The organism is Leptotrichia sp. oral taxon 847, from assembly GCF_001553645.1.
Classification (GTDB): Bacteria; Fusobacteriota; Fusobacteriia; order Fusobacteriales; family Leptotrichiaceae; genus Leptotrichia.
Genome location: NZ_CP014231.1, coordinates 2048109 through 2071680, shown reverse-complemented (window position 1 = coordinate 2071680; position 23572 = coordinate 2048109). Strand labels below are relative to the sequence as shown.

The 23572-nt window shown below is 29.5% G+C and carries 23 protein-coding genes; 5 read left to right on the top strand and 18 right to left on the bottom strand.

Annotated features, from left to right (window positions below; all coding sequences use genetic code 11):
* Positions 1 to 14: 14 nt before the first annotated feature.
* The 9 genes from AXF11_RS09780 to AXF11_RS09745 all read right to left on the bottom strand — a co-directional run bounded on the left by AXF11_RS09780 (position 15) and on the right by AXF11_RS09745 (position 7758).
* Positions 15 to 743: an HAD family hydrolase gene (locus AXF11_RS09780; protein ID WP_068157746.1), complete on the bottom strand. Its 729-nt coding sequence runs from the start codon at positions 741 to 743 to the stop codon at positions 15 to 17.
* A 140-nt stretch (positions 744 to 883) separates the two neighbouring features.
* Positions 884 to 2098 carry an ABC transporter permease gene (locus AXF11_RS09775; protein ID WP_068157743.1) on the bottom strand — a complete coding sequence of 405 codons (1215 nt, stop codon included), beginning with the start codon at positions 2096 to 2098 and terminating at the stop codon, positions 884 to 886.
* Positions 2099 to 2791, bottom strand: coding sequence for an ABC transporter ATP-binding protein (locus AXF11_RS09770; RefSeq protein ID WP_068157739.1), 693 nt, complete (start codon positions 2789 to 2791; stop codon positions 2099 to 2101).
* A gap of 45 nt (positions 2792 to 2836) precedes the next feature.
* Entirely contained in the window at positions 2837 to 4153 is a 1317-nt protein-coding gene (locus AXF11_RS09765) for an efflux RND transporter periplasmic adaptor subunit (protein ID WP_068157736.1), read from the bottom strand.
* 21 nt (positions 4154 to 4174) lie between these two features.
* Entirely contained in the window at positions 4175 to 5446 is a 1272-nt protein-coding gene (locus AXF11_RS09760; protein ID WP_068157733.1) for a TolC family protein, read from the bottom strand.
* A 213-nt stretch (positions 5447 to 5659) separates the two neighbouring features.
* Positions 5660 to 6211, bottom strand: a complete 552-nt coding sequence (locus tag AXF11_RS09755) for a hypothetical protein (RefSeq protein WP_068157730.1) — start codon at positions 6209 to 6211, stop codon at positions 5660 to 5662.
* A gap of 341 nt (positions 6212 to 6552) precedes the next feature.
* Positions 6553 to 6942: a hypothetical protein gene (locus AXF11_RS09750; RefSeq protein WP_068157726.1), complete on the bottom strand. Its 390-nt coding sequence runs from the start codon at positions 6940 to 6942 to the stop codon at positions 6553 to 6555.
* Positions 6943 to 7192: 250 nt separating this feature from the next.
* Positions 7193 to 7351 carry a hypothetical protein gene (locus AXF11_RS10670; protein ID WP_156440410.1) on the bottom strand — a complete coding sequence of 53 codons (159 nt, stop codon included), beginning with the start codon at positions 7349 to 7351 and terminating at the stop codon, positions 7193 to 7195.
* 98 nt (positions 7352 to 7449) lie between these two features.
* A complete protein-coding gene (locus AXF11_RS09745) occupies positions 7450 to 7758 on the bottom strand; it encodes a hypothetical protein (RefSeq protein ID WP_068157722.1) in 309 nt (102 codons plus the stop codon).
* 868 nt (positions 7759 to 8626) lie between these two features.
* Between AXF11_RS09745 and ytvI the strand changes: the two genes are divergently transcribed.
* Positions 8627 to 9760: a sporulation integral membrane protein YtvI gene (ytvI, locus tag AXF11_RS09740; protein WP_068157719.1), complete on the top strand. Its 1134-nt coding sequence runs from the start codon at positions 8627 to 8629 to the stop codon at positions 9758 to 9760.
* A gap of 101 nt (positions 9761 to 9861) precedes the next feature.
* Here ytvI and AXF11_RS09735 read toward each other — a convergent pair whose 3' ends face one another.
* The 4 genes from AXF11_RS09735 to AXF11_RS09720 all read right to left on the bottom strand — a co-directional run bounded on the left by AXF11_RS09735 (position 9862) and on the right by AXF11_RS09720 (position 13161).
* A complete protein-coding gene (locus AXF11_RS09735; protein WP_068157717.1) occupies positions 9862 to 10584 on the bottom strand; it encodes an OmpA family protein in 723 nt (240 codons plus the stop codon).
* Between the two features lie 57 nt (positions 10585 to 10641).
* Positions 10642 to 11388, bottom strand: coding sequence for a basic amino acid ABC transporter substrate-binding protein (locus tag AXF11_RS09730; RefSeq protein WP_068157714.1), 747 nt, complete (start codon positions 11386 to 11388; stop codon positions 10642 to 10644).
* Between the two features lie 227 nt (positions 11389 to 11615).
* Entirely contained in the window at positions 11616 to 12350 is a 735-nt protein-coding gene (locus tag AXF11_RS09725; protein WP_068158398.1) for an amino acid ABC transporter ATP-binding protein, read from the bottom strand.
* Positions 12351 to 12396: 46 nt separating this feature from the next.
* A complete protein-coding gene (locus AXF11_RS09720; RefSeq protein WP_231724704.1) occupies positions 12397 to 13161 on the bottom strand; it encodes an amino acid ABC transporter permease in 765 nt (254 codons plus the stop codon).
* Between the two features lie 181 nt (positions 13162 to 13342).
* Here AXF11_RS09720 and AXF11_RS09715 point away from each other — a divergent pair, with 181 nt between their 5' ends.
* Together AXF11_RS09715 and AXF11_RS09710 are read left to right on the top strand one after the other, a co-directional pair.
* The gene (locus AXF11_RS09715) at positions 13343 to 13579 is read left to right on the top strand and encodes a DUF6290 family protein (RefSeq protein ID WP_015769735.1); all 237 of its coding nucleotides are present in this window, start codon (positions 13343 to 13345) and stop codon (positions 13577 to 13579) included.
* Positions 13569 to 13835 (top strand): type II toxin-antitoxin system RelE family toxin, encoded by a 267-nt coding sequence (locus AXF11_RS09710; protein ID WP_068157711.1) that lies wholly within the window; start codon positions 13569 to 13571, stop codon positions 13833 to 13835. The genes AXF11_RS09715 and AXF11_RS09710 overlap by 11 nt, the downstream gene beginning before the upstream one ends.
* 112 nt (positions 13836 to 13947) lie before the next feature.
* On the opposite strand, the gene AXF11_RS09705 is transcribed toward AXF11_RS09710, so the two are convergent.
* From AXF11_RS09705 to AXF11_RS09695, 3 genes are all read right to left on the bottom strand, one after another.
* Positions 13948 to 14619: an HAD family hydrolase gene (locus AXF11_RS09705; protein ID WP_068157708.1), complete on the bottom strand. Its 672-nt coding sequence runs from the start codon at positions 14617 to 14619 to the stop codon at positions 13948 to 13950.
* 83 nt (positions 14620 to 14702) lie between these two features.
* Entirely contained in the window at positions 14703 to 16442 is a 1740-nt protein-coding gene (locus AXF11_RS09700) for a glycoside hydrolase family 13 protein (protein WP_068157705.1), read from the bottom strand.
* Between the two features lie 391 nt (positions 16443 to 16833).
* Positions 16834 to 18156 carry a 6-phospho-alpha-glucosidase gene (locus AXF11_RS09695; RefSeq protein WP_068157702.1) on the bottom strand — a complete coding sequence of 441 codons (1323 nt, stop codon included), beginning with the start codon at positions 18154 to 18156 and terminating at the stop codon, positions 16834 to 16836.
* Between the two features lie 207 nt (positions 18157 to 18363).
* On the opposite strand from AXF11_RS09695, the gene AXF11_RS09690 reads away from it, so the two are divergent.
* Positions 18364 to 19071: a GntR family transcriptional regulator gene (locus tag AXF11_RS09690; protein WP_068157699.1), complete on the top strand. Its 708-nt coding sequence runs from the start codon at positions 18364 to 18366 to the stop codon at positions 19069 to 19071.
* Between the two features lie 227 nt (positions 19072 to 19298).
* Here AXF11_RS09690 and AXF11_RS09685 read toward each other — a convergent pair whose 3' ends face one another.
* Together AXF11_RS09685 and AXF11_RS09680 are read right to left on the bottom strand one after the other, a co-directional pair.
* Complete coding sequence (locus AXF11_RS09685) at positions 19299 to 20888, bottom strand: alpha-glucoside-specific PTS transporter subunit IIBC (RefSeq protein WP_036059312.1); 1590 nt, start codon at positions 20886 to 20888, stop codon at positions 19299 to 19301.
* 129 nt (positions 20889 to 21017) lie between these two features.
* Positions 21018 to 21809 carry an endonuclease/exonuclease/phosphatase family protein gene (locus tag AXF11_RS09680; protein WP_068157697.1) on the bottom strand — a complete coding sequence of 264 codons (792 nt, stop codon included), beginning with the start codon at positions 21807 to 21809 and terminating at the stop codon, positions 21018 to 21020.
* A gap of 197 nt (positions 21810 to 22006) precedes the next feature.
* Here AXF11_RS09680 and malQ point away from each other — a divergent pair, with 197 nt between their 5' ends.
* Entirely contained in the window at positions 22007 to 23497 is a 1491-nt protein-coding gene (malQ, locus tag AXF11_RS09675) for a 4-alpha-glucanotransferase (RefSeq protein ID WP_068157695.1), read from the top strand.
* Positions 23498 to 23572: the final 75 nt, after the last annotated feature.

Here is a 23572-nt window from a genome sequence, read left to right as displayed (position 1 = left end):
CCTTTTCCTCCGTTTTATAAAATTTCAACTTTTGCATCCAAACTGTAAATGACATCTTTTCTTTCAACGATAATCTTCACTTTTTCAATTAAACTTCTATCTTTTTTTATTTTTTCCAGTAATTTTTTCGCAGGGTTAATAGCAATGGCGTTTCCTGCATTCTTAAACATTGTCAAATCACCCGTCGTATCTCCATAAGCGTAAGATTTTTTTAAATCAATATTATATTTTTTTACAAAATCAGAAATTGCTTTTTGCTTGCTTTCGGCATCCCACATCGGTACCACTTCCCCCGTAAAAATTCCATTTTTATTAACTTTATAAATAGAAGCGCGATAATCCTTGACTCCATATTTTATGGCAAGTTTACTTACCAAAAAATCTGGACTCCCAGAAATTATGATGACCTTATGATTTTCATTTTTATGAAATAAAAGTCTTTCCCTTGTATAGCGATAGACTTTGTCGCCTTTTAATTCCATTACCCGTTTTGCTATAAAATCCATATCACTTTTGCTAAAATTTTTTAACGCTTCCGTATACGTTCTAACCAGCTCATCTAAATAATCATCATAATCTCCAGTTCTATTTTCCCATTTAGAAAATTTTTCTTTTACTTTCAGCTCCCAGCTCGTCATATCTATATATTGATATTTCAGTAACATTTTAAAATGTTCAATTAATAGCGAATCTCTGTAAATCGTCCCATCTATATCAAAAAAAGCCGCTATATTCTTCGTCATAACTATTCTCCTTAAAATTCATTTTTTTATGAGAAATATTACCATAAATGCTACTATAAAAATACCACATATACTCCAAAAAGTCAACTTTTTATTAATTAAAATTTAACTTAAAAACAAAAAGACGCTTATTTATTTCCCTAGTCCGTTCTAAGTGCTTCCATAGGTTCCAAATTTGCCGCTTTTTTAGCTGGATAAACTCCAAATACAAGTCCTAACATTGTAGAAACAAATATACATACAAACACTACACCTGGACCTAATACTGGAGATGTCTTAATAAATATACCAATTAAAAGTGCCAAAGAATACCCAATTATAACTCCAATTATACCTCCAAAAAATGTTAAGATTACCGCTTCAATCAAAAATTGCACAAGAATGTCCTTCGTTCTGGCTCCCAATGCTTTTCTTAGGCCAACTTCCCTTATTCTTTCGGTAACGCTGACAAGCATAATGTTCATTACCCCAATTCCACCGACAAATAGCGAAATTCCAGCAACTCCGCTTATAAATAAAGTTACCATATTTAAGATATTATTAAATTGATCTAATCCAGAACTTTCTGATCTCACATTATATACGTCAGGAGAACTTCCTCTTCTTGACATCAAATCTTTAACTTCCGCCATTGCGATATTTAATGAATTTGCAGAAGCCACCTTTACTTGAAGTTCTTCAAACTTATTTTGCTCTCCTCCATTGACAAACACTAAAAACTGGTTTGGTATAAGTCCGCTCGATGGCGCACCTCCTCCACCTCCAAAATTTAGGCTTGAATAGGGATCTTTATACACTCCGACAATGACTAATTCATATCTGTTCTTTTTAAAGTTTAGAGTTACCTTTTTTCCTATTGGGTTTTCATCTGGATACAGCTGCTCTGCTGTAGAACTGTCAATTATTATGAATCTTCCATCTTTTCTATACTCACTTGGTAAAAATTTTCTTCCTTTTATTATAGTAAAATTTGATATTTTAAAATAATCTTGTGTAACTCCCGTTCCCATAAACATTTTTGTATTTTCACCAATCTCAATTCTGGCAAAAGCACTGGAAGTTGGACTAACCGCTTCAACTTCTTCTATTTTTTTTATATTTTCAATATCTTTTTCTGTCATCAGATCTTCGCTTTTATAAGTTTGTCCAGGAGAGGTGTCAATCGAAACGTTGAAATTTCCCACTCCCAGCTTATTTAAGTCTCCCGTTATATTTTGCTTCATTCCAGCTCCCAATGAAGACATCATAATAACCGCTCCAATCCCAATTATTATACCTAACATTGTCAAAAATGATCTCACTTTATAACTAAATAAATTGGATAAAGACAACTTTAGCGATTCCAAAAAATCCATTTACACTCCTCTCCGGTTTACGACAATTTCATCTTTTTCAATTACGCCATCCTTTAATCTAATAATTCTTTTACAATGCTCGGCGACATCTTCTTCGTGAGTTACCATAACAATCGTTGTCCCTTTATCGTTTAATTTTTTAAAAATTTCCAAAATTTCTTCAGTCGATTTGGAATCCAGATTTCCAGTTGGCTCATCTGCCAAAAGTATATTTGGACTATTAATGATGGCTCTTGCAATTGCAACCCTTTGTCTTTGCCCTCCAGACATTTCATTTGGCTTATGGTGAATTCTATCTCCCAGTCCTACACTTTCAAGTGCTTCTATCGCCCTTCTCATTCTTTCTGACTTTTTTACCCCTGCATAAAGCGCTGGAAGTGCAACATTTTCAACAGCGTTCATTTTGGGAAGCAAATTAAAAGTCTGAAACACAAATCCAATTTTTTCATTTCTCACTTTTGCCAGTGCATCGCCTTTTATTCTAGAAACATCTTGACCGTCCAAAATATATGTTCCTGAAGTCAGACTGTCAAGACAGCCCAAAATATTCATAAGAGTAGATTTTCCACTTCCACTTGGTCCCATAAATGCGACATACTCTCCTTTTTTGACCGATAGATTAAGTCCTTTTAATACAGTCAATTCCAAATTTCCATTTTTATATGTCTTTACAACATCTTTTACATCTATCATAGATTTATAATTCCTTTATCAGATTTTAAATTTTTTCATATAATTTTACATAGGTCCTGGACCTCCTGGTGCTGCATCACCTGCTGGTACACTTTCTACATTTTGTTGTTTTATTATTTTTTTGTTATCTTTTCTAGGTTTTTTAGGATCAGCAATTTTTATTTTCTGACCATCTTTTAATGTTTCGTCAACAATAGAAATTATGTTATCTCCCAAGCTTAATCCGGAAGTTACTTCATAATAAGTTTCATCACTGATTCCCACTTTTACTTCTCTTTTTTTAATTTTTTTATCCTTTCCAACTACAAACACAAAATATTTTCCATTTTCGTTTATTACTGCGCTATACGGAATTTTTATAACATTTTTTCTTTCTTTATAAAAAATTGTGGCACTTATTGTAGTTCCTGGTCTTAAATTTTTTGTATCGTTCATTTTTATAGTAACAGTCGTATTACTTTCATCTAAGTTCTCACTTTTTTTAGCCACTCCTGAAATTTGTGATACATATCCTTCTACTTTTTCTCCTTTAGGCAATGCATCTGATGTAATTTCTACTCTTTGTCCCACTTCTATATCTTTCACTTGCGTGTCTGATAAGCTCACTTCCACTTTCATATTTTTGGAATCTGATACCTTAAATAAAGTTGTTTCAGTGTTTACTTTATAATTTTCATCGGCAGTCATCTCTGTAATAACTCCATCTACTGGACTTGTTATTTCATTTTTTATAAGCGTCATATCTTCTTGCAATGTCGCTAGTTCCAATTTTGCAGTCTTTAATGATGTTCTTGCGTCTTCTATATTAGCTCTTTCTTCGCTGTCAGCCGTATCCAATTCAATTCTAGATGTTCTTAGCGCCTTTTTTGCATCATCTACATTAACTCTTGTTTCCCCGCCGACTTTGTACAACTCCTGAGCATTATGCAAATCTCTTGATTTTTGTTGAACTTCTATACTTTTTGACTCTCTTTTTCTTCCAAGTGAACGTCTAGCGTCTGCCAAATTTCTTTCATATTTTTTAATTTCCAAATTTTTCATCTGGATTTTTCTCAAAGTTTCATTTTTATCAGCTGGATAAAATGTTACGACTACATCTCCTTTTTTTACATTATCACCTGTTTTAAAAAATACATCTTTTACTCTTTGGCTGGAACTCGTGTACACCGACACTTCATTTTCAGACACGACTTGTCCCGTTTTTGACACCGAAAGTTCTATATCTCCAACACCTACTTTCGTTACTTCATATTCCAAAGCAGCTTCTTTTTTACCACAACTAATTAAAAGAAATGATAAAATAATAAAAATTGACAATATTTTCATAATATTTTTTTTATTCAAAATATAACTTCCTTTCACAAAATCACCTCTTTTTTTGTATTATTTATAATATTTTATCTTTTTCGTAAATGCCGCAAGTTCATTTTTAGCTTTTTCATAATCTTTTACAGCTTTTCTGTACTCATTTCTTTTTTCCACATAGTTTTCAAAAGTATCAACTCCCAATTCATATTTTTTCGCATAAATTTCAGAGTTTCTCTTTGTGATGTTCATAGTGTTTTCAGCTGTTATTTCATTGGTTTCATAAGTTGTATAAGTTATCATTTGCTGTCCTACATTTGATAATAGCTCATTTTTTTTCTGCGCATACTGTAGTTCCAATTTTTCTTTTTCATTTTTCAAATCTTCAATCGTATCATTATACCTTTTAAATGTTTTAGTAACACCAAGACCAAATACAACTGAATGATTTTTTAATGAATATCCAACGTCCGCCGTCAATTTTGGATACTTATAATCTATTGATTCCTTTCTCAATTTTTCGTCATTTAGCTTGCTATTTAACTCAATCGACTCCGCTTCCGACAATCTCAAATCATAAAAATCCTCTTTTTTTAATTCAACCTTTTTCAAATCTTCAAGTTCGCTTTTTTCAGGCAATTTCACATTATAAATCATAAATTTTTCTCCCAAAATCTTTAACTCTCTTTCAAGATTTTCACATTTTAACTGGGAATTTTCATATTCTGTTTTTGCCAGCTCAAAATCATAAAGCGTTGTCGTTCCCAAATTCCATTTTTCTGATTGAATGGCATAATCTCTTTTACTATCTTCCAGCGTCAATTTTTCCTGCTCGATTTCTTTTTCTTTATTTTTATAATCTTTATACAAATCAATTAAATCCCTAATTTCAGAATTTTTAGTAGTCTCATTATTTATTTTTTGAATATTTCTTGAAATATCATTAGTACTTTTATTATATTTATTGTCGCTATACCCGAAATAATCATTTAACTCTTTAGAAACCCCTATTTTATTTTCTGTAACCTTTTTATTTCTAAAATTATACCCATTTTTGTAATAAAGCATTCCGTATTTCACATTATTTTCCATAGTTAAACCATCAGAATCTCCGTGTAATGTATAGTTACTATCAGAAGTTACTTTAATTTCATTCCAGTCACCATTTTTTAAAGCTTTGTCTTTTATGTCATAAGTTTTCATATTAACTTCGTTTATCTTGGTTGTATAAGAATTTTTTTCATACTGTGAAATCACGTCATCAACATTAATTCCATAGCTCAAAGTTTCCATAAAACAAAATAATATACTTACATTAATAATCTTAATATCAAAAAACGTTTTAAACATCACTTTCCTTTCTCAAATAAAACTATTATAAACAAAAGTTTCATTTTAAAAAATTTTTTTCTATTATATCATATTTTTTTGACAAAAGTATGACAAATTTTTAATATTTTTTTCAATTTAGAATATAAAAGCCTAGGTAGGCTTATTTCCAACATTAAACATAATAAATTAAAAATAACCGCTGTCTTTTACAACAACGGTTATCTAAAAATTCTAACTATTTTCTTTTAGATTATATTTTTTTACATAATCTTCCATCATTTTCACTGCTATTGGTTTCTGACACCTTTTAACAAATTCTAAAGCTGTTAACCCCCATTTATCTTTTACTAATAATTGTAATCCCGGTTGAGAAAAGATTAATTTATATAACGGAATCATTTTGTTTTCATCGACAAAGTAATTAAAAATATTTTTAAAAACTACAATTCTGTCTGGTTTGTATAATGCTGTTATATCTGCTCCTTTTTCTAAAAAAATTCTGCATAATTCTATTGTTCCAGCTATATCATTCCCTCCACTTTCAAATAAAGGGAAAAATAAAGTAGTTCCTTCCTTTGTTCTGTATTTAATATTAGCACCTTTATTTATTAAAAAAATTGATATTTTATAACGTGCTTCGTCATTATTATTTCTTAAGGCATCATATAAAATATTACTTTTTAAGACACTTTCTTTATCTTCATATCCTTTTTCAAATAATTCTAAAAAATCTTCATATGTTCCTAACATTGCTGCTGCTGATACTGTTCTATATTCTGACATTTTGATATCCCCTTCCTATTATTTTGTAGGTATTTTCATTTGTTGTTTTTGAATTATATTTTGTATATTATTTATATAATCTGGCTTATATTCTAATAATGGTACTGTTTTGTATTCTAATAAAGGTATTACTGGCAAATTAAATTGAGGTAATAACAGAGTTGTTGTATTTTCATATGCATGACTTCTGCTAGAAAAAAACATATAAAATTTTTGGGGAAAGAGTTTCAAGAGTGTAAACTTTTTAAAGGTTTTGTCACATTTTTAGGAACTTGAAATACTCCATCAGACCCCTATTCAAGAATTGCCGCTCCTTTTCTTGTCTAACTCGAACTATAATTCTATAAATCATTTATTTCAACTTCCAGATAACTACTTATGTCTCGTGGCATTTTTAAAAATTTCTTTTTTCCTAATAAAGCTTTTGTAAATTCTTCTATTGTACAACTCCAATTATCATAGTCTCCAAACCAATCTATAAAATCTACTCTGTCTTTGAATATAAAAAAATCTAATGTTTCTCCATAGCCCTCAACACATTCTTTTTCACCATTCTTTATTTTTTCTATTTCTTTTAGAAAATAGTCTATTCCCTCAGATTTTATTTCAGTTAATTTCCTACTAAGAAATACAGAATAACCTATATTATATTTTTCTCCGTTAATAATACTACAGAATTCTCCCCATAATTCTCCATTTTTACTTATATAATAATAGAATTTCATTTTCATTTTATACCTCCTTCGTACAATGGATATGCTAAAGTTTTATCATTCATGTATCCTCTTATTTTTACATCACTTGATGAAGTTCCTTCCCAAATACTCCTTACAGAATTTGTTAGCTTAAAATCATTATTATTCCAAGCACTTTTTATTTCTGTATTTTTTATTTCATTAAAAATAGAAAATTCTTTTTGTTCCAGAAAAAGATGTATTTTTCCAAAAAATTTTGCAGTATCTATTCCCCCATCAGTATCTATTATGTAGTTCTACCCATTTTTTCAGCAAAACCATCACTAATATCAAAATTTGAAGAAGTAGACGCAAAATCCCCCCTCTGTCCACGAATATGTTTAATTAAATCATCGTGTTCCCCTTTTGGTGAAATGCCTTTTTCAAAAGCAATTTCTGGTTTCATCGAAGCACTGTCATCTCTATAATAAAAAAATAATCAAAATATCAACCGTTTTTATACACTACTAATAAATGTTTCATTACATTACTGAGAATAGTTTTTCATTCAATAATTAAAAACCAAAGTTTTTTTTTCAAGTTTTCAACTTTTTGATTTATATTATACATCTCACTATTATTATTTTCAATATATACATAGTAGTCACTCAACCCTTCATGTGGAGGAAAAAGGCTTTTTAATTTTTGTTTTAATTTTAATTCAACTCTTGGTATAGAATTTTTTTCGTTTATTAAAATTAATATTTCGGACAGGAAACCAATTATTATTTTGTCATTAATATCTCCCTTATAATATTTTTTTATTATCTTTAATAATTCTTCTGTAACTTTTTTTAGTTCTATATAATTCATCTTTTATCCCTCATTTCTTCTATTTTAATGGATATTTATTAATTATTTTAAAATTCCATGAACTTTTAATAAATACTTGTTCCGTCTCTAAAGCGCATTATTTATATTTGGCTGTCCAAAATTTGAGATATTCTCTTAAAATTTAATCTCTGAAAGAATTTTTTCAAAAGTTATTTCTTTGTTATAATAATCTAACTTTTCTAACCATAATTCTAATTCTTTCTTTCTTTTTTTAAAAATTTCCAAATCCTTTTTATTTCCATAGATTGTATAATATATTGCGACAAATAAAAAAATATAAAAACTCATGATAATTTCGTGTTAAAATGTTAGTAACTAACGAAAGGAAAATATATCATGAATCACAAACATTTTACCATAAGTGAAAGAAATAAACTAGAGGTTTTGCCAAAAGAGATGGTGTAAAAATTTTAGGTAGGGGTGTGGTGATGAGCACTTCTGCACCCCGGCTAGTCTTCGACATTTTTATGCACTGCCAAAAAACTCGCTTACGGCGGGTCAGTTTTGTCAGCACATAAAAATGCTCCGACGGTTTAAATTTTACTATCATACAAAAGTGTCGTGATTTTTTTGGAGTAAAGACGACTGTCTGAACGAAGTGAGTTTCGGCTTTGCTTCAAAAAAATGCTTAGACGAGCGTGGGGATTATAAGGGGAAATGGCGGTCCTTTCCCCTTATGTAAAAAATAAAAAAATAATATTAAACAAAATAACATCTTGTAATCAAGAATAACCTAAAAAATTTGAAATTAAAAAATCTGCCCCTAAAATTTTTAAACCATCAATCATTTACAATTATATCATTTTAGTATATAATATACAAAAACAATAAAAATAAAGGAGTATTCATGGCTAGTTATAAAGATTTTGACTTTAAAAAATTATATTTTATTGTATACATAGCTCTAATTTTATTAGTAGTTTTTTTGCTGTTTAAACTGGGAATTTTTTTATTTCCATTTACTCTTGCACTATTTATTTCAATAATAATTCGACCACTTACAAGGTTTTTAATGAATAAATTGAAGTTTTCAAGAAAAGCTGCTTCCGTAATTTCGATTGTAACATTTTTAATAATATTTTTTGGACTTATTGGAGTTCTGTCGTTAAAGTTTTTTGGTGAAATTTACAAATTATCTCAAAATTTAAACAGTTATAGCACCGATATTCAAAAATTATGGACAGAAAATGTTAGAAAAATTTATGTTTATTTGGGTAATTTCCCCGCAGGATTTAATGATCAACTAAATAACACAATAAATAGCTTTGTGTCAAAAGGTTCTGTAAAAATTGGCTCTTTTATAAATGCCATCATAAGTTTTGTTACATCTATTCCAACTCTGATTTTATATGTTGTGATTACAATTTTATCAACTTTTTTTATGATTTTAGATAGAGATGAGATACTTAATTATTTGGAACATCAATTACCAAAAAGCTGGCTTGATAAAATATTCAGTATAAAAACGGAAATGTTTACAGTGCTTGTTTCATATTTAAAAGCACAGGCAATCTTAGGAACTGTTTGTCTTATTGAATCACTGATATTATTAAACTTACTGGCATTTTTAAAACTTGATGTACCATATCCGCTTCTTATGTCAATCATTATTTGTATTGCTGATATTTTACCAATTTTAGGTGCTGGAACAATTTTAATTCCGTGGTCTATTTTATCTTTTGCTACAAGAAATATTAAATTAGGAATTGCACTACTTATTTGTTATTTAATAATTATGTCAGTAAGACAGATGCTGGAGCCAAAATTAATAAGTCAAAATTTGGGAGTCCATCCTTTAATTACACTTATTTCAATGTATTCCGGCTTTAAAGTTTTTGGAGTCAGTGGATTTTTAATTGGACCTATTGTTATGATTATTTTAAAAAACGTCTTTTCAAAAGAACTGGAAGTCGGATTTTTCAGAGATATTTTTGGAGACGTTGAAGATAGGAATAAAAAGGCCATAAAAAAAGACAAATAGCCATATAAAAAAAAGACTGTTTCATAATACTTTGATTTTGAAACAGTTTTTTTTACAATTTGCCTTGAAAATTACAAATATTTATTTTAAAACATTATTTTTTATATTTGACCTTTTTTTATAAATTTAAATTCCACTCTTCTATTTTTAACTCTTCCCTCTTCGGTATCATTTGAACTTACAGGGTTTTTTTCGCCTCGTCCAAGCACACTTACAATTCTATCTTCCGCAAGTCCAATATTTAAAAGACGAGAACTTACACTTTCTGCCCTTTTTTTCGACAATCTTTTATTATATCCTTTCATACCAGTTGTATCAGTATATCCAACTACCGAAACCAAAAAATCATTTTTTTCAGCATAAGCTTTTACATCTTCCAACACAGGATACGCTCCTTTTTTTAACTTAGCACTATTTTTATCAAAAACTAAATCATAAGAACGAAGAGAAACAAAATCAGATTTTGTCAACTCAAACTTATCATTTTTATTTGACGGAATTTCGCTAGTTGACTCAGAAGTTTTTGTTTGCGCAAAATTCAAATTGGAACTTTTCTTTTGAGCATCATTTTTAACTTTGTCTATTTTTGTTCCCATTCCGTCCTGAGTGAGCGACACCGTTATTAAATCGGGGTCATTCGCAGGCTTTTCAGGATTAGGCGGATCCAATGTCGGTACATCATCTTCTTCCTCTTCTTCCGTTACATCAGCCATATTTGCACGAATGATTTCTTTCCTCATTTCAGAAGTTGTCACTTTACCTGAAACAGTCGGCACTGACATTGCTACAAGCGAGGACATCGCTAACACTACCGGTTTTTTCATCAATTTTACCTCCTTTAACTTTTAATTTTCAAAAACTAAAGTTATCATAAAAGTTGATTATTTACTTAAATTAAGATTGTATTTTTTAAGTAATTCATCGTATTTTCCATTTTCTTTTAATTTTTTAAGTTCTGCATTTATCTTTTGGATTAATTCTGTATCTTTTCCTTTGTCAAATGCCATTGCCATTCCTTCTTTATCTTGTTTTTCGTAAAAAATTTCCATTTCAGGATTTTTTTTCATATATTCAATTGCAACTACATTGTCCAGTATAAGAGCGTCAACTTTTCCCATTTTTAAATCCAAAATTGTATTTACAATACTTTTATTTGGTACAACAATAGCTCCGTCAATTTTTCTAGCTAAAATTTCCTGTATTGAACCAAGTAGAACTCCTATTTTTTTACCTTTTAAAGTTGATGATGTAACCGCACTATTTCCTTTTTTTCTAATATAAAGTTGTTTTGACACAAAGTAATCATCTGTAAAATCCACTGATTTTCTTCTGTCTTCTGTCGCTGTCATTCCTGACACTATCACATCAATCTTCCCTGCTTTTAACGAAGGAATTAATCCATCAAACGACTGATCAACAATTTCAGTTTCATAATTTAAATCTTTTGCAATCTCATTTATTAAATCCACATCAAATCCCACAACCTGACCATTTTCTTTATATTCAAATGGTGCAAATACTGCATTTAATCCCACTCTCAATTTTTTTGAGTCCTTTGCTGATTTACTTCCTCCGCACGAAGTTAGTCCAAAAACTAACAATGTTAACATTAAAAATACTTTTTTCATATCTTTTCTCCTTCATATTTAATTTTTTATATTTAAAATCATATTTAACTCTAAAGAATACAAACTTTTTGTATAAATTTTGTATAAATATAGTAAAAAAACGCTATATTAATTGATTTATGTAAACTTATACAAATCTATGTAAACTTCTTAAAATCATTATTTAATAACAATTTTCATTTTTTGAAATTTTTGATTTATTTTTTTGAAATTATTCTTTCATTTTTTTAATCAATTGGGTTTAAAACTTTGTTTAAAAATTCTTTTGTCCTACTGTTTTTTGGATTATCAAAAACCTCTTTTGGTGAATCATCTTCCAAAATATATCCATCATCCATAAAAAATACTCTATTTGCAACATTTCTTGCAAAGCCCATTTCATGAGTAACTACTATCATTGTCATCCCTGCTTGAGCAAGTTCTTTCATAACAGCAAGAACTTCTCCTATCATTTCTGGATCAAGCGCACTTGTTGGCTCATCAAACAGCATAATTTGTGGATCCATCGCTAGTGCTCTTGCGATTGCTACCCTTTGCTTTTGTCCACCTGATAGTTTATTTGGATAGACATCTTTTTTATCTTCCAAACCAACTTTTTTTAATAATTCAATCGCTTTTTTTATAGCTTCACCTTTTGAAACTTTTTTTAATTTTATTGGACCCAAAATAATATTTTCCAACACGGTTTTATGAGGGTATAAATTAAAATGCTGAAAAACCATTCCTACATTTTCACGAATTTTATTTATGTTTACTTTTTTTCCTAAAACATCCGTCCCATGTATAAAAATTTGCCCTGAAGTTGGCTCTTCAAGTCTGTTAATACATCTTAAAAAAGTTGATTTTCCTGAACCAGACGGTCCTATTATTGAAATTACTTCACCTTCTCTTATTTTTGTATCAATTCCTTTTAAAACTTCCAATTTACCGTATGACTTTTTAAGATTTTTTATTTTAATCATTTCATTTGTGTTAATTTCTTTTTTTATTTGAGTTAAATCTTTCGAATTAGTCATTTCTTCTCAACCTCATTTCCAGCATTCTTCCTAAAAATGAAAATATTTTTACGCTCACATAATAAATAATACCTGTAAATAGTATTGGTCCAACACTGTAATAAGTTGCTTGAAGTCCGTTACTATTCATTGTTATATCAACAACACTTATATATCCCACAACTGACGTTTCTTTAAATAATGTAATAAACTCATTTACAAGTGCGGGTAATATATTTTTTATCGCTTGTGGCATAATTATTTCATTCATTGCCATTTTGTAAGGCATACCTGTTGCCCTTGCCGCTTCCATTTGTCCTTTATCAATACTTTCAATTCCCGAACGAACTACTTCTGCAACATAGGCAGCACTATTTAATCCTAGTGCAATCATCGCTATCCAATAGTTAGCAAATAATTTTATAAGTACTGAAAGTATAAGTAATTGTAATATCATAGGCGTTCCACGCATTATATCTATGTATTCATCAATTATTATTTCTTTTATCATATCAAAAACTGGAAAGTTTGTTCTCAAAAATTTTAAAAATGCTAAAAACATCCCCAAAAATATTCCAATCAAAGCTCCTCCAATTGTCAAACCAACTGTTGTTATCAAATAACTGTCAACGATGTAAAGTTTCCACTCATTTGGTTTCAATTCTTTTGGAAATGTCAATATCAAACCAACTGCCACAATTATTAGAAAATATGATATTTTTAATACTTTTCTTAACTTTTCTATATTTTTCATAATTTTATGAACTTTTTTGTCCACATCCTCCTTCCAAAATTTTTTCATATATTACATTATACCTAATATTTTTTACTTTTTCAATAAAAACTTAAAAAAACTTATTTTTATGATAATTTTAGAAAAAATAACATTTTTATTGCTTTTCTTTTCTTTTTATGTTAAAATTACATTAATGAAAATGATAAGAAGGGGTGTGAAATCAATGATAACCGTTTCTATAAATGCTAATCCTGACATAGAAAATAAAATAAACAATTATGTTAAGGAAAATAATATCAATTTAAACCAAGTAATGTTAGATTTAATTCTTGAAAAAATCGAAGATGAAGAAGACTATAAATTGGCTGTTGAGGCTTATGAAGAAGAAAAAGACAACAGAGAAAACTGGATTAGCCACGAAGATTTAATAAAAAAATTAGGGTTGGAAAATGAAATATAGTCTAATGTACTCTGAAAAAGCACAGAAACAACTAAATAAACTAGATAATTCTATGAAATCAAAAATTTTAAAATATATTGATCAAAATCTTTTCGATACAGATAATCAAAAAAAATTTGGAAAAGCTTTAAGATATAATCTAAAAGGATTTTGGAGATATCGAGTTGAAAACTATAGAATTATTGTAAAAATTGAGGAAAATGAATTACTTATTTTAGTTGTTCAAATAGATAAAAGGGATAAAATTTATATTTAAAATCTTTGAATTGAATTTTAAATTATTGGGTTAAATTGAGGATTTAAAAAAAACTGTCTGATATTCCTATTTTTAAGAATAAAAGTCAGTTTTTTCTTTTTTTATTTTTAAATTACAGATTATCTATTGATATTTCCGTAAAATCTTTTATAACATACGAAATCCCGTCAATTGATAATAATTTATTGTTCTCAAGAGTCGAGGAAACAGCTATAATTTTTGCAGCATTTGCCCTTTTTGCCGCCTCTATTCCAAGTATCGCATCTTCAAATACTGCACAGTTTTCAATATCCACATTTATATTTTTGGCTGCTTTCAAAAAAATATCTGGTTCTGGCTTTCCTTTAAAACTTCCGTCAGTATAAACAACTTTATTTATATCAAACCATTTGCCCAAATTTAGATGTTCAAAATAAAATTTTACATTGCTTATCGGAGCACCTGTTGCTATAGTAATTGGAATACCAGCCTCTTTTAACTTATTAAGAAATTCTGGCAATCCTTTTACTAATTTGAACATTTTCTCATCTTTTAGGCACATATCCCGATACATGCTTTCCTTTTCTTCTCCTAGTTTTTGAACTTCTTCATTTGAAAAATCTTTGTTAAAAAAGTATGAAAGTACAGTTTTATTATTTCCACCATGAATATACTTATGAATTTCTTCATTTGTTATTTCCCTACCAATTTTGCTTCTTAAAAATTTTTTCCATACATCTTCCTGTAAAGCACTATCAAAAAGCATTGTTCCATTAAAATCAAATAATATTCCTTTTATTTTCATTTTTCCTCCGAGTAATCAATTATCTTTAGTTCTATTTTTATTTTTATTCAATTCTTGAAAAAATCTTACCTTAAATTTTATTGTTAAATTTCAACTAACAAACTTTGAAACCCTTCAAGAACAACTTTCTCTCCATTATTCTCAAGCCCTTCAAAATTATTAATCAAAATCCCTCCAATTTTAATTTCTTTTTCTCCAAGAACTCTCGCAATTTCACTCAATTTAACTTCTTGTTTCAACTTAGAAAAATTGCTAATACAAAGAACTTTTTGAGTTTCATATTTTCTTACATATGCAATTATTTCATCATTTTCCAATTTTACTGGAACAAATTCCCCAAAAGTCAAGCAATCTGAATATTTCCCATTTTGTCGTAAATCAATCATTTTTTTGTAGTGTAAAAAAATTGAATTTTTGTTATTTATTTGGTCTGCTACATTTGTTGCGGCTTGGCTTCCTGTTAATTTTATCCACGATTTTGAGTCTTTATTTTTTGAAAATCCAGCATTTTTACTGTTATCCCATTGCATAGGCGTTCTTGAATTGTCACGGCTTCGTTTATTTACAAAATACAACGCTTCTTCAGATGAAAATCCTTCTCCTAAAGCCCGTTGATATTGATCTTTACTTGCAATGTCGTCAAATTCAGAAATATCATTTCTCACAAAATTATCCATTCCAATTTCCTGTCCCTGATAGATAAATGGAGTTCCACGCAAAAAGAAAAACAAATTTGCTAGTAGTTTAGCGTTCAAAATATTTGCTTTTTTACCGAAAAATTTATTCAAACTTCTTGGTAAATCGTGATTTTCCAAAAATGGTGCTCCCCATCCGTATTTTTGCTGTGTCAACTGACTTTCAAAAATCTTATTTCTCAATTCCACAGTTGGAATATCTCGTAATGAATAGTAAAATCCACCTTTTGTCATATCCAAATCAGAATAACTAAAATCGAAAATCATCGAAAAGAACCCATCTTCACCAATAAAATCATTGTATCTTTCATACTCCAACAACGGCGTTTCAGCCACAGTCATACAATTATGCTTTTTAAAAGTTTTTTTCGCTAATTCACCCAAAAATTCCTCAATTCCAGGTTGATTTAACGTATATTTAATACTGTAGGCGAATCCATCCGCTCCATCAACAGGTAAATTCAAATATCTCACATCTTTTTTTATTGAATTAATTGCATCAACTCTAAATCCAGCAATTCCCTTTTCAAGCCAATAATTTACCATTTTATAAAGCTCTTCCCTGACTTCAGGATTTTCCCAGTTTAAGTCAGGCTGTTTTTTTGAGAATAAATGCAAATAATACATTTCATTCCCGTTTTCATCTGTTTCCCCTTCAACTTTTTCCCAGGCAGAACCTCCAAAATGGCTTCTCCAGTTTGTCGGTGGCAATCCGTTTTCTCCTCTTTTAAAAATATAGTAATCTCTATACTTACTTTCAAGATTTCTCAATGCTTCCAAAAACCACTCGTGCTCATCAGAAGTATGATTAATTACTAAATCTAGAATTATTTTTATTCTTCTTTTTTCAGCCTCCGCAATCAATCTCTCCAAATCTTCCTTTGTCCCAAATTCAGGATTCACATCATAATAATCTGAAATATCATACCCATTGTCATCCATTGGCGACTTAAATATCGGACAAACCCAAATAAGCGTTATTCCTAAATCCTTCAAATAATCTAACTTTTCTGTAATCCCATTCAAATCCCCAATTCCATCGTTATTACTGTCATAAAAACTTCTTGGATAAATTTGATATCCAACTTCTTTTTTCCACCATTTTTTATCTAATTTTTTTATATCCATATTTTTCTCCTTCATATTCAATAAAGTCATTTTTTTAAACCTGTCAATCTAAATATACAGATTGACAGGCATTAAGGTGATGTCGATGATGAATTTTAACTATTTTTTACTAATAATCAAAAATAATACGATTATAGCTATCAAAATAGTAAAATCCCAATTCATTTTTACCACCTCCATTCAGCGTGGATTCATTGTCAAGTTTGCATTCTTGACAATATAATATTATATCACAAAAAAAGACACTACTTCAATAGCAGTGCCTTTATTTTTGCAATTTATTTTACCATACCACGCTGAATGGTCATTTTTCTAAATAATTATATCATAAACTAATTAACATTTCAAGCACTAAAAATTTATTTTCATTTTAAAATTATTCAGATGTAATCTATTTCAATACTGGCCAGAAGTCCTTATTAGCTTCGATTAAATCATCTAATATTGCTTTTGCAACAGATGCACTCGGTACAGTTCTTGACAATGTGATTGCTTGCCAAAGTTTTTGGTATGAACCTTCGATCCATGCTTCTACTGTCAATTTTTCAACTGATACTTGTTGTTCCATCAATCCTTTTTGGAATTGAGGGATTTTACCTTGAACAATTTTTTCAGGCCCATTTGAACCTACTATACAAGGAATTTCAACCATTGCAGTTGGATCAAAGTTTGAGATTGCTCCGTCATTTTCTACAATTAACAGCATTCTTTCTTTAGTATTGTATGCTATTGCTCTTGCCAAGTCAACTATGTATGAAGCGTGATCATCTACGTGAAGTTTACTGTCTTTTGCAGTTCCTTTTTCAGCGATTGCTCTACATTCACCGAATACAAATTTTTCTCTTCCTTCCATTACTTCATTTGCTCTTGTGTGATTAGGATTTGAATGTTTTACTACATAATCAGGGAATAAATAATATTTTAAATAAGTATTTGGCATTGTTGTCGGATCAACTGCAAACACATCTTTTGCTTTTGTAAATGTGTCATTCCAGCTTGCTTCTGTATTTTCACCTTCAATTTCCACATTATATCCGACTTTCGCAACTTTTTCTCTTAATGCAGGCATTAAGTCATTTCCTTGTTTATCTCTAATATCTGTCCACCATCCAAAATGATTCAATCCAAAATATCTCACTACCATTTCTTTTCTCGATTTTAATCCTAACATTTCAGCCATTCTAAGTTCAATTCCAATTGGCATATCACAAATATTTAATATCTTAGAATTTGGACGTAGTCTTCTAGTTGCTTCTGCCACAATTGCCGCAGGATTTGAGTAGTTTAACATCCAAGCATTTGGTGAATATTTTTCCATAAAGTCGACTAATTCAATAACTCCACCAATTGAACGCATTCCGTAAGCAATTCCTCCAGGTCCACAAGTTTCTTGTCCTAATACTCCGTGTCTTAAAGGTATTTTTTCATCTTTTTCACGCATTGCATATTTTCCAACTCTTATATGTGCCATAACAAAGTCTATGTCACTAAATGCAGTTTCAGGATCTGTTGTATAAACAAAGTTAATATCAGGTGCTTTTTCTTTTATTATAATATCACATGCTTTTGCAATAACTTCTTGTCTTTGGGCATCATTATCATAAAATTTTATCTGTCTAATCGGGAATTTATCCAAGTTTTCTAACAACATCAAAACAATCCCTGGAGTAAATGTACTCCCTCCACCAGCTACTACAATTGAAAATTTTTTCATAAATAATCATCTCCTATAATTTATTAGTTATATATTTTTTGTTTTCTCATTTCAGTAATTATTATATCATAAATTTTTAAAAAGTCAATAGGTTTATATAAATCTTTTTTGATATTTATTATTATTATATAAATCTTTTTATTTTTAGTTGTTATTTAAATAAATTTATTGTATAATATATAAAAATGATATGAAAGGTTTATACAAATGACTAAATATGAAAAAGTATATTATGATATAAAAGACAAAATTAAAAATGGTATTATCAAACCAGGAGATTTTTTAAAAAAAGAAGATGACTTGGCAAAAGATTATAATTTTTCTAAACTTACCGTGAGAAAAGCTCTTTCTATGCTGGAAGCTGAAGGTTTTATTCAAAAAGTGAAGGGGAAAAAATCAATTGTACTGGAGAAAAAAAATTTAGAAAATATTTCTCTGACTTCAATTCAAACTGTGCAGGAACTCAATAAACTTCAAAATATTAATCTTGAAACTGACTTAATCAGCTTATATATTGTTCAAGGAGATAAGAAATTAATGAAAGAATTTCAAGTTTCTGAAAGTGCCGATTTCTACAAAGTTGTCCGTACTAATTCTTTAAACGGTGAAGTCTTAAATTATTCCACAAGTTTTTTTGACAGAAGAATTGTGCCATTCTTGAATGAAGAGATTGCCAGAAAGTCAATATATGAATATTTGGAGAAAGATTTGAAACTAAAGATTGGATACTCTCGAAGAGACATTAATTTCAGAAAGATCACTCCAGAAGAACAAAAATATCTCAAATTAAAAGATATAAATATGGTTGTCGTCATCGAAACTCACGCCTATTTGTCAAACGGCACATTATTTCAATATGAAACTATTATTCATCATCCTGAGAAATTTACTTTCACTGCTATTGCAAAAAGGTAATTTTTATACAAAAAATAGAGGTTATATTATTTTTGAAATAACCTCTTTTTCTTTTATTTTGAAACTTTTTCAAACGCTTTAACAAATCCAATTGTATAAAAGAAAGAACTTTCTCAAATCCTGTATTTTAAAACCTTAAAATTAAAATCTTAAAATTTTTGACTTTTGAAAATTCTTTCTCAATTTTTTTATAAAATTTAAATTTAATTATTTATCAAATTTTATTTTTATCCTTTTTTCATCATGTCTTCAATTCTTTCTCTTACTTGAGGTACTGACAATCCAATGATTACTTGAATAGCTGTTCCTTTTCTAACTACACCGTGAGCTCCTGCTGCTTTAAAGGCTGCATCTGGTAATAATTTATCTGCATCTTTTACACTTACTCTAAGTCTAGTTGCACAGTTATTAAGTTCTTCGATATTTTCTCTTCCACCTAATGCTTCAAGAATAATTGCACCTTTTCGAGCATATTCATCTTCTGCTGATGATGCACCACCTTTACCATCTCCTTCACCGTGTTTAGCTCTATAATCAGCTTTTGTGTAAAGTTTCATTTCTTCATCATCATCTTCTCTACCTGGAGTTTTTAAATCCATTTTTAAAATTAAGAATCTAAATACAAAGAAGTAAATTACGGTAAAGATTAATCCTATTACTATTTGAGTAATTACTGTTCCAGAGTGATTTTTAAACATAGGTATCCAGTTTAAGAAGAAGAAGTCTAATAATCCTCCACCCATATTTCCAACTACTCCGAAAGCATACATTGTTGCTGCCATTGTTGCTGCCAAACAAGCATGAACTGCAAATAATACTGGAGCTATAAATAAGAATGTAAATTCTAATGGTTCTGTTATACCTGAAATTACTGCTGTGAATATTATAGGTATTAATAATGCGGCTACAGCCTTTTTCTTATCAGATTTTGCGGTAGCGTACATAGCAAGTGCTATTCCAGGCGCTCCAAATATTTTTGAGTTTCCGTGTAATGCAAATCCACCTTGTGGGAATAAAGATTTTAGTGACTGTGTGCTTTGAGCAAATTCTTTTATATGTTGAACCCAGAAAACTTGAATTCCATCAGGTACTGCTGCTGGACCAAATACAAATGGTGTATAAACAAAATGGTGTAATCCAGTTGGAATTAATATTCTTTCTAAGAATGTATAGATCCATACTCCGAAGATTCCTGAAGCTTTCATAAATCCTTGTAATGCACTAATTCCCATTTGGAATTTAGGCCAAATTAATACGGTTAAGAATGCACAAGGAATCATAACTACAAACCCTACTATATATACAAATACCGAACCTTGGAATACTCCTAAGAAATCAGGCAATTTTTTATCAAAATATTTGTTATGTAAATATACTACTAATGCCGCTATTAAGATACCACCAAATAAGTTCGTATCCAATGTTGGAACTCCACCTATTGCAGAATATCCTGTTACTTTATCTGCTACTTGCTTAGCTGCATCTATTCCATAAAAAACTTTTAATATTGCTGACACAAAATAATTAAATGTAGTGTATAATGCAAATGTTTCCATACATGCTCTTGCATTTGTCTTTGTTGCTAAACTGATTGGTAATCCTATTGCAAACAATATTGGCATTTGTCTAAATACTGTCCAACCACCTTCAGATATCACATACCAAAAATTGTACCATGCTGTTCCTTCTTTAGCAATGTTTCCCATAACTTCTGTATTAGTAAATACAGAAGATAATCCTACGACTATACCAGTGAATGCAAATAACAGAACCGGTGCCATCATCGCTCCACCAAATCGCTGAATTTTTTTCATCATAATTTTAACCTCCTAAAATATTTATAATAAATTTTATTTTACATATTAGTTATACCTCATAATTTTCATTTGTCAAGACATTTACGTAAAACTTTTTAAATTTTTTTATCTTTTATAAAAATGAAAATTTTATAACTCAATTTCTACTTCCAATCCAAAGTGATCTGATACTACTTCTTCATTTTCCCCATTAAAAATAACTTTACTTTCCAAAACTTTTATTTTCTTATTTGAAAAAATATAATCTAATCTTTTTTTAGAACCGCTAGTTGCCCAACCATCAATTTCTTTATTGACTGTTATTCCGCTATCTTTTTTTTCGGCTAACTTATAAGTGTCAAATAATCCTTGATTTATTATATTTTGATAAGCTTCTTGATTATGTATTGCATCTGTGTTAAAATCTCCCATCAAAAATTTTAAATTATCATTTTTCGTTCTTTTCAAAATTGTCCGAATATTTTCTCCCATATCTTCTGTTTCACAATTTGGCAAATTCATATGACAACTGTAAAACTCTATTTTTTGTCCTTCGTAATCTAAAGTTATACTCACAATTCTTCTTGCGTTAATAACTCTGACAGATTGTGAAAAGGTGCAATAAAATTCATCCTCATCTTTTATTGGATGCTTTGTAATAATTGCCACTCCTTCGTCATATTTTCCAAAACCGATGTGAGAATTGCTCCAATGATAATAATAATCAGTATCCGTGTACTTTTCCAGCTTTTCCAGCAATTTCCATCCATAATTATCACTCCGAATGTCATCGTAAATAATCGGACTGTTCATAAGCTGATTTACTTCTTGCATTGCAATCACATCGTATTGCTTCTTAGCAATCACTTTTGCCAGTGTTTCCATTTTTTCATCTTGATTTTCTTCCAACCACCCATGTGTATTGATTGTTAATAATTTCATTCCGATTCCTCCTATTTCTCTTTATTACATTACACTTTAATATTACAACATTTTTTTCACATAGTCAAGATATTCGAATATCTAATATTTTTTATAATATCTTTTCCGTATAAGTTGACTTTTTAAAAAAAATATAGTATATTTTAAGTAATATAGATTTTAAATATATTTATAAATAATTTTAGGAGGCTACTATTATGTTTAAAAGAAGTTCTGGTATTTTATTACATCCTACTTCACTTCCAGGAAAATACGGAATCGGAACACTTGGAAAAGAAACTTTTAATTTTATAGATTTTTTAAAAAAATCTAATCAGAAACTTTGGCAAATTTTCCCACTTGGACCTACAGGTTATGGAGATTCGCCTTATCAGTGTTTTTCTTCATTTGCAGGAAATCCTTATTTAATTGATTTTGATTTACTAATCGAAAAAAATTTACTCTCAGAAAGTGATCTTGAAGGTGTAAATTTTGGTGAAAATGAAGAATTTGTTGATTACGGTGCAATTTATCACAACAAATATCCGCTACTACGAAAAGCTTATGAAAATTACAAAACTAATTCAAATGATGAATTAAAAAGAAAATTTGAAGATTTTAAATCTAAAAATACACAGTGGCTTGATGACTACAGCCTTTACATTTCACTAAAAAACCATTTTGGAGGACTTGCGTGGAATGAATGGGAAGAAGATATTAAAAATAGAGAGCCAAAAGCTATTAAAAAATATAAAAATGAACTTTCTGACGACATTGAATATCACAATTTCATTCAGTTTCTATTCTTCTCACAATGGGAAGCTGTAAAAAAATATGCAAATGAAAACGGGATTAAAATCATTGGAGATATTCCAATATTTGTTGCTGCTGACAGTGCCGACACTTGGGCAAATACTGATATTTTCTTATTTGACAAAGATAAAAAGCCAGTTAAAGTGGCAGGAGTTCCGCCTGACTATTTCAGTGCAACAGGACAACTTTGGGGAAATCCTTTGTACGACTGGAAAAAATTAAAAGAAACTAACTACAGATGGTGGGTTGACAGAGTAAAAGCTAATCTTACAACTTGCGATATAATAAGAATTGATCACTTTAGAGGATTTGATGAATACTGGGCTGTTCCTTATGGAGATAAAACTGCCGAAAATGGTACTTGGTGTCCAGGTCCTAGAATAGACTTATTTAACGCAATTAAAAATGAACTTGGAACTTTACCTATAATTGCTGAAGATTTAGGGACAATGACACAAGGAGTTATTGATTTAAGAAATGCAACAGGCTTTCCAGGAATGAAAATTTTAGGATTTGCCTTTGATTCAAGTGAAGAAAACGACTATTTGCCACATACATACGATAAAAACTGCGTAGTTTATACAGGAACTCACGACAACGACACAATTGTTGGATGGTTTGAAAAAGCAAAAGAAGAAGACAGACAATTTGCAAGAGATTATCTAAATTCAACAAATGACAACAATATCCATTGGGATGCTATAAGAGGAGCTTGGAGTTCAGTCGCAAACATTGCAATTGCTCCTATTCAAGACTTTTTAGGGCTTGACAGCTATGCTCGTATAAATACACCAGGACTTGCATCTGGAAACTGGCAATGGCGATTAAAACCAAATCAATTAACAGATGAATTAGCTGGAAAAATTGCAAAATTGACAAAAATTTATTCAAGATAATTATTAATTATTGATAAAGAAAATATTTCTAATTTTAATGCTAATTTTAGAAATATTTCTTTTTTTTAAACTTGA

Excerpts from the sequence above, each read along its gene's own strand:
- AXF11_RS09780 (WP_068157746.1), bottom strand. The coding sequence starts at position 743 with ATGACGAAGAATATAGCGGCTTTTTTTGATATAGATGGGACGATTTAC.
- AXF11_RS09775 (WP_068157743.1), bottom strand. The coding sequence starts at position 2,098 with ATGGATTTTTTGGAATCGCTAAAGTTGTCTTTATCCAATTTATTTAGT.
- AXF11_RS09770 (WP_068157739.1), bottom strand. The coding sequence starts at position 2,791 with ATGATAGATGTAAAAGATGTTGTAAAGACATATAAAAATGGAAATTTG.
- AXF11_RS09760 (WP_068157733.1), bottom strand. The coding sequence starts at position 5,446 with ATGTTTAAAACGTTTTTTGATATTAAGATTATTAATGTAAGTATATTA.
- AXF11_RS09755 (WP_068157730.1), bottom strand. The coding sequence starts at position 6,211 with ATGTCAGAATATAGAACAGTATCAGCAGCAGCAATGTTAGGAACATAT.
- AXF11_RS09750 (WP_068157726.1), bottom strand. The coding sequence starts at position 6,942 with ATGAAAATGAAATTCTATTATTATATAAGTAAAAATGGAGAATTATGG.
- AXF11_RS10670 (WP_156440410.1), bottom strand. The coding sequence starts at position 7,351 with ATGAAACCAGAAATTGCTTTTGAAAAAGGCATTTCACCAAAAGGGGAA.
- AXF11_RS09745 (WP_068157722.1), bottom strand. The coding sequence starts at position 7,758 with ATGAATTATATAGAACTAAAAAAAGTTACAGAAGAATTATTAAAGATA.
- ytvI (WP_068157719.1), top strand. The coding sequence starts at position 8,627 with ATGGCTAGTTATAAAGATTTTGACTTTAAAAAATTATATTTTATTGTA.
- AXF11_RS09735 (WP_068157717.1), bottom strand. The coding sequence starts at position 10,584 with ATGAAAAAACCGGTAGTGTTAGCGATGTCCTCGCTTGTAGCAATGTCA.
- AXF11_RS09730 (WP_068157714.1), bottom strand. The coding sequence starts at position 11,388 with ATGAAAAAAGTATTTTTAATGTTAACATTGTTAGTTTTTGGACTAACT.
- AXF11_RS09725 (WP_068158398.1), bottom strand. The coding sequence starts at position 12,350 with ATGATTAAAATAAAAAATCTTAAAAAGTCATACGGTAAATTGGAAGTT.
- AXF11_RS09715 (WP_015769735.1), top strand. The coding sequence starts at position 13,343 with ATGATAACCGTTTCTATAAATGCTAATCCTGACATAGAAAATAAAATA.
- AXF11_RS09710 (WP_068157711.1), top strand. The coding sequence starts at position 13,569 with ATGAAATATAGTCTAATGTACTCTGAAAAAGCACAGAAACAACTAAAT.
- AXF11_RS09705 (WP_068157708.1), bottom strand. The coding sequence starts at position 14,619 with ATGAAAATAAAAGGAATATTATTTGATTTTAATGGAACAATGCTTTTT.
- AXF11_RS09700 (WP_068157705.1), bottom strand. The coding sequence starts at position 16,442 with ATGGATATAAAAAAATTAGATAAAAAATGGTGGAAAAAAGAAGTTGGA.
- AXF11_RS09695 (WP_068157702.1), bottom strand. The coding sequence starts at position 18,156 with ATGAAAAAATTTTCAATTGTAGTAGCTGGTGGAGGGAGTACATTTACT.
- AXF11_RS09690 (WP_068157699.1), top strand. The coding sequence starts at position 18,364 with ATGACTAAATATGAAAAAGTATATTATGATATAAAAGACAAAATTAAA.
- AXF11_RS09685 (WP_036059312.1), bottom strand. The coding sequence starts at position 20,888 with ATGATGAAAAAAATTCAGCGATTTGGTGGAGCGATGATGGCACCGGTT.
- AXF11_RS09680 (WP_068157697.1), bottom strand. The coding sequence starts at position 21,809 with ATGAAATTATTAACAATCAATACACATGGGTGGTTGGAAGAAAATCAA.
- malQ (WP_068157695.1), top strand. The coding sequence starts at position 22,007 with ATGTTTAAAAGAAGTTCTGGTATTTTATTACATCCTACTTCACTTCCA.